Raw genomic sequence first — 6,000 nt, forward strand, 5'->3', positions numbered from 1 at the left:
TGGGGGCGCGGGCCAATCCAGCGGGGTAACCAGGGATCCCGTCGCGTGTTCCTCCGGCCCGCGCAGACAGGGTGAGGCAGTCGGAATCGTCCTTGGTCATTCCACCGACAATACTCCGCGTTTTCGCTAACTGGGTCTAATGCCCCAGAGGGATCGCCAGTCGGGCTATCGGTGCCCTCGGGTAGGCGAGTATCGGCCGCCGATATCGGCCAAGCAATCAGCGATGCAGCCGCGTGATCCGAGGCTGCGCTCAACGCCCAGCAATCGGCCGGTCAACTACATTCTTCCGCAACCACTTCCACCCGAAACTGCCATAACTGTTCAGTCATTTGGGCTACCGTCCGGAATAGATCGCCGGGTCAGTCCAACACTGCCCGCATCTTAAAACTACTGGGTTGACCTACCCAATAGCGCGTGTAACAATCACTCGAGAAAACCGTTGGGATTCTCGTCCACCTCCGGCCAGAGCTCATTCCTACATCGATCGGTGGGACGAACACCCACCCGCGCCGGCGGTCTTCAGTCCAGGTCGGAGACTGACCGCCGCGAGGAATGACCCAATTCTGAAAGGTTCATTATGAAGATCGTTGTCATCGGCGGTCGTGGGCTGATCGGCTCGAAAGTAGTGTCCAAGCTCAGTGCGCAGGGACACGACGTGATCGTCGCCTCGCGTCGGACGGGTGTCGATTCACTCACCGGTGAAGGCCTCGCCGACGCCCTCGCCGGTGCGGAGGTGCTGGTCGACGTCGCCGATTCACCATTGTTCGACGATGAACCCGTGCTGCACTTCTTCACAACCACAACGGCGAATCTTGTCTCTGCTGAACGGGAAGCGGGAGTCAAACACCACGTCGCGTTGTCCGTAGTGGGCGCGCAGGTCATGCCGGACAGCGGCTACAACACGGCAAAGGCAGCTCAGGAAAACCTGATCAAGGATTCGGGCCGGCCTTACTCGATCGTGCGAGCAACTCCCTTCTACGAATTCGCGGTTGGCTTGGCCGATTCCGCGACAGATGGCGAGATCGTCAGGCTGCCGCACGCGATGTTTCGTCCTATAGCCGCCGACGACGTCGCGACCGCCGTGGCCCGCGCGGCTGTCGGACGTCCCATCAATGGGGTAACGGAGATCGCTGGACCCGAAACAATGGGGATGGACGACTTTGTCCGCACGGGCCTCGCCGCCATCGGCGATCAACGACAGGTCGTGACTGATTCTCAGGCGCCGTACTTCGGTGCGGTGATCGACGATCACACGCTTGCCCCCGACGACAAAGCCACCATCTTCACAACCCGCTACTCCGACTGGATCAACGCATACTCCGGCCGCGCTCAGGAGAATTAAAGGACGGCAAGCGAATTGATCACGCCTGCCGTGATGTTGCTTGCACGGCGGGGAGGTTCCAAGTTCCCATCGTCCGCTCCGTGCTTCACGACCAGCAGAGAGATCACAAATGCCGCAGGATACGACTGAGTCCAAATCGGAATCCACGATGAAAGTAGTCCAGGAAGTGCGGTCACCGTTGATTCCTGGCGATGCCCAGGTGATGACTGTGCTCATCAACCATCCACCGGGCGCCCCTGGCTACCCGCCACATCGCCTTCCTGGCGGTCCGGGCTTCGGTTACATGATTGACGGTGAGATGTTGTTCGAGATCGAGGGCGAGGCGCCACGCGTTCTCCGCGCCGGGGATGCGTTCTGGGGACCCGGTGGCGACGTGATCCATTATCGGGACGCTAACAACCGGACTGACGTCCCTTGTCGCTTCGTCCTCACATTGTTTCGCGTGCCAGGGAAACCGATGATCGAACGGGTGACCGAAGAGGAGCTTGACGAGCGGAAGGCGCTGCGCGTCACCGATTGAGAAAGCATCTTTATAACTGCGGACGACCGGGACTGGGTCGCCAGCTGGCCGGGTTTGGAGATGCTGGTCAGTAATGCGGGCCGGGAACACACCGGTGATGAGTATCGAAATCTGGTGCAGCAGGCGGGCGTTCACATGACGTGAATAATGCCGACGGCCTCGCCGTTCAGCATGGTGGAAGTCGACGCGGCTTAACGCACCGATATGAGCGTAGGCGGTGGTCTGGTTTATTTCGAGATAGCATCCAATCCTGCTCGGGCCTGGTCGATTTGGTCGAAGGTGTATGTCACGATGGCGGATACCGTCATCGCTTCGCCCTTGCGGGCGAGCGACTCGTAGGTCTGGTCGGTGAGGACCTCACGGAGGTGAGTGACCGCGGTGACGAGTTCGGGGAATCCCGACACTGTCACCGGATTGAGTGCCGCGAAGCCGGCGATAGTGGTCGCCGCTTCGTACCGTCCGAGCCGGTCGAGAAATGCTGCGAGGAGGGCCAAGGGCAGGTGCAACATGCCGACGTTGCCCGACTCGTGGAATTTGCGAATAGCCAACGCGGAGAACTCCAACGCCTCCAACGGGTTCCCATGTTGCGCCGCAAGCCCGGACAGCGTCATCAACAATTGTGTCTCGATCAGACGGTTGCCACTGTCCTGCGCGATGGCCAGCCCCCGGCGCTGAGCCTTCAGTGCCTGGTCGGCATCCGTGTCGCGGAAGACCCACCCGTAGGCGAGAAGCGCATACGCCAGCTCGCACGGATTGGGAATCGCTTCGGCGGCATCGATGAGGCCATCGGCGGTGACCATCGCCTGGTCGTTGGCGCCGGTAACCGTGAGCCAGAGTATTAGGCTTGCCCAGGTGGCTGTATTGGTGCGACCACCGCGTGAAAGCCGGGCTCGGCATAGCTCGACCGACCGCTCGGGTTGGCCAATCGACAGGTATGAACTGCCGAGCCAACTCTCGGCCGCGTCATACGGCGCCGTATCACCGCCCCCGGCGATGACCGACGCTCCGATGTCGCTGTAGCCGACAGCCTCCTCGATGCGCCCTTGGAAAAAGCACTGGCTTGCCATCACGCACAGGGGAGCGAGCCGGGGATGGTTGACGGCTCGGGCGGGTTCGATCATCTCTTCGGCCCAGGCCAGTGGCTCGTAGTTTTCGACAAGGAAGCCGAGAAAAGCCGAGCACGCAGCGATAGTCGCGCCCGCATCGACGTCGGCGTGATCGGCGGCCCACCGAAACGCGGTTCGCAGATTCGCCAACTCCATTGCGAACCAGTCATACGACTCGCGTTGGCGCGGGCTGTCCCACAGGTCCATGACGTCGGCTTCTCGTCCGGCGAAGTAGCGTGCGTGCGCTGTCCGGACCGCCTCTGCCGCACCGCATGTGACGAGTTGTTCCTCAGCGAACTGGCGGATCGTTTCCAGCATCGAATACCGGGTCCGCCCGCCAGACCGCGCGGCGAGCACGAGTGACTTGCGCACCAAAGCGTCGAGTGCCTCCAGCACGGCGTACTCGTCGCGCTCAGCTGATCCGGCTACCGCGCAGGCACTTTGGAGGTCAAACCCGCCCGCGAACACCGAACAGCGTCCCAGCAGCGTCTTTTCGGTGCCATCGAGAAGGTCGTAGGACCAGGCCACTGCGTGGCGCAGGGTTTGGTGGCGTTCCAGGCCGCGCCGCGAGCCGACCAGCAACCTGAACCGGTGATCGAGACGATCGCGCATTTCACTGGCGGTCATCGACGCCATCCGCGACGCCGCTAGCTCGATGGCCAGTGGAATCCCATCCAGACGTTGACAAATCTCGGTGACCGCGGCGGCTTCACCGCCGTCGACTAACGAGAAGCCCGCCGAAGTGCCTTGGGCGCGTTCGACGAACAGCCGCACCGCTGCGGAGTCGATACCCGCCGCCGAGTCCAGCGAGCGCACCGGCCACACCTGCTCGTCGGGGACTCCGAGCCCCTCTCGGCTGGTAGCGAGGATTCGTACCGTCGCCGACTGCGCGAGTATGGCCTCGATCAAATCGGCGGCCGCATCGAGAACGTGCTCGCAGTTGTCGAATACCAACAGCCGAACCCGGCCCTCCAACGCGGCGGCTAGCGACTCGCTCACGCTCTTGCCGGGCTGCTGTATTACCCCCAAGACCGACGCAACCATGTCAGGCACGGCTGCGGGATCGGTTACCGCGGCCAGTTCGAAAACCCACACACCATCGGGGTACTCATCGGCCAGTCGTGCCGCGACCTCTAACGCCAGGCGGGTCTTACCGACCCCACCGACGCCGGTCAGCGTCACCAACCGTCGCGCCTTGACCGCCGCTGCGATGTCCGCGACCGCTGCCTCGCGTCCGATCAAACTGGTGGTCGCCGGCCGCAGGTTCCCGGGCGTTGTATCGAGCGCTCGCAGCGCCGGAAAGTCGGTGGCCAAACCGGGCGCCCTCACTTGGTAGACCCCGACCGGCATCGGCACATCCCGCAGCCGACGTGGCCCCAGGTTGACCAGGTCGATTCCGCTGACCAGAACCGCCGTCGATTCGGCCACCAGGATTTGCCCGCCGTGCGCGGTGGACATGATCCGCGCCGCACGGTTCAGCACAGCTCCGAAGTAATCCCCATCCCGCAGCTCTGCCTCCCCGGTGGCCAGCCCCATTCGGACCGGCAACTCCAGTTCGCGCTGGGCGGCGATGGCCGCATTCACCGCCGCCCTTGGCGACGAGAACGCTGCTACCGCGCCATCACCGGTGTGCTTGATCAGGAAGCCACCATTGGCCTCAATCGCCGAGCGCAACACGTCATCATGCGCGGCGAGTGCGGCCCGCATAGCGTCGGCGTCGGCTTCCCACCGACGGGTGGACCCCTCCACATCCGTGAACAGAAAGGTCACCACCCCCGAAGGGGCCACCCCCGTAAACATCCGCAAAGGATGTCATACAAAGCCCTGCTCAGGCGGCTATTCGCAGCCAATGTTCGAGACTTTCGCAAGGCACCCATTCCGAAGCGGTGAGTGAGTCGCAGTCGCAGTCGACGAACCGCGCTTCGGGTCCGCACGGCGGCAGGTTCGGCCGGTGGCGAGGCGGCGGGTGGTGGTGCACCGGCGCCGCGGGATGGTTCGACGTCACCCTTCAAGCGATCGGCGTCGATGGGTCGTCTCGTCGCCCGGAGATTTCGTCCGCCAGGAATCAGTACTTCCGTATGTCATGACATCCTCGAGGACGCCAGCCTGGCGTTGGTGGGCCACCGATTTGCGCGTGATCGTGGATTACGCTCGGAAGCCCCGGGCCATGCTCAACCACGCTCGGCCTGCCCATAACGATCGGGGACCTGCCAAAGGCGAACGCGCTATTAGCAGGCATTATACATCTGATTGCTGACCCGCAGCCCGTGCTAATTGAGCTGAAAGATCTTAGGCCAGGATGTGTAGTAATTATTTTCTTCTAAGTTAATTGACTAATAGCGCGAATATAGGCAAGCGAGCGATCAATGAAAGTAATAAATACTGATGTACTGGTCGGAACTCAGTAGGTCCGTAAATTATTGCTTTCACCAGGTAAAGGCGACGGCCTACTGGTACTGGGCAGTAGTGGTTACTGAATGCAGGGGTTCCGCTGAAACCTCGGACAGTCGCATCTGTAGGAAAAGATGTGCGTGGCCGAACTGCCCTTTCTCAATGCTTTACTTTGGTCGGCGGCAGCAAATAACTATGGACTTGCTTAGAACATTTAACAGCGTTGCTGGCTGACCGAAGAGGTGTTACCTTCGCTATAAGAACGCTCGGACCAGCGGGTAAGTGGGAGATATCGGTCAGCGTAATCGCCGAGGCCACCGTGATCGTCGGCGAGCAGTCGGAGGGACGAACGGAATGTATGTGAAGCGTGTGGCCGGGGCGGCCATTGCCGCGGGTCTTGGCATCTCGGGACTGACGGTGGGCGAGGGGCTTGCCAACGCAGTCCCGTTGAATCCGCCCTGCGAAAAATGCGTACCAAGCCTCGGCGGACCGGAATTGGGTCCGGTTCCCGAGGGCCCCGGTCCCGGCGGCCCGGGGCCGGGACCAGGCCCCGGGCCGGGCCCTGGTCCCGGTCCGCCAGGTCCCGGTCCACCCGGTCCCACCCCAGGTCCGCCCGGCCCAGGTCCGCCAGGGCCATGTCC

The 6,000-nt window shown here is 62.4% G+C and carries 3 protein-coding genes; 2 read left to right on the forward strand and 1 reads right to left on the reverse strand.

What is annotated here, in order from left to right; genetic code table 11:
* The first annotated feature begins 577 nt into the window (after window positions 1–577).
* A complete protein-coding gene (locus A5686_RS17670) occupies window positions 578–1,342 on the forward strand; it encodes an SDR family oxidoreductase (protein ID WP_067936920.1) in 765 nt (254 codons plus the stop codon).
* Window positions 1,343–1,451: 109 nt separating this feature from the next.
* Window positions 1,452–1,862, forward strand: coding sequence for a cupin domain-containing protein (locus tag A5686_RS17675; RefSeq protein WP_067936924.1), 411 nt, complete (start codon window positions 1,452–1,454; stop codon window positions 1,860–1,862).
* 227 nt (window positions 1,863–2,089) lie between these two features.
* Here the strand turns inward: A5686_RS17675 and A5686_RS17680 are convergent, their stop codons facing one another.
* On the reverse strand, window positions 2,090–4,768 hold the full coding sequence (locus A5686_RS17680) for an adenylate/guanylate cyclase domain-containing protein (RefSeq protein ID WP_067936926.1): 2,679 nt from the start codon (window positions 4,766–4,768) through the stop codon (window positions 2,090–2,092).
* Window positions 4,769–6,000: the final 1,232 nt, after the last annotated feature.

Origin of the sequence: Mycobacterium sp. E2479 (assembly GCF_001667925.1) — a bacterium.
GTDB lineage: Bacteria > Actinomycetota > Actinomycetes > Mycobacteriales > Mycobacteriaceae > Mycobacterium.

Coding starts and splice junctions, on each gene's coding strand:
- A5686_RS17670 (WP_067936920.1), top strand. CDS start 578: ATGAAGATCGTTGTCATCGGCGGTCGTGGGCTGATCGGCTCGAAAGTA.
- A5686_RS17675 (WP_067936924.1), top strand. CDS start 1,452: ATGCCGCAGGATACGACTGAGTCCAAATCGGAATCCACGATGAAAGTA.
- A5686_RS17680 (WP_067936926.1), bottom strand. CDS start 4,768: ATGTTTACGGGGGTGGCCCCTTCGGGGGTGGTGACCTTTCTGTTCACG.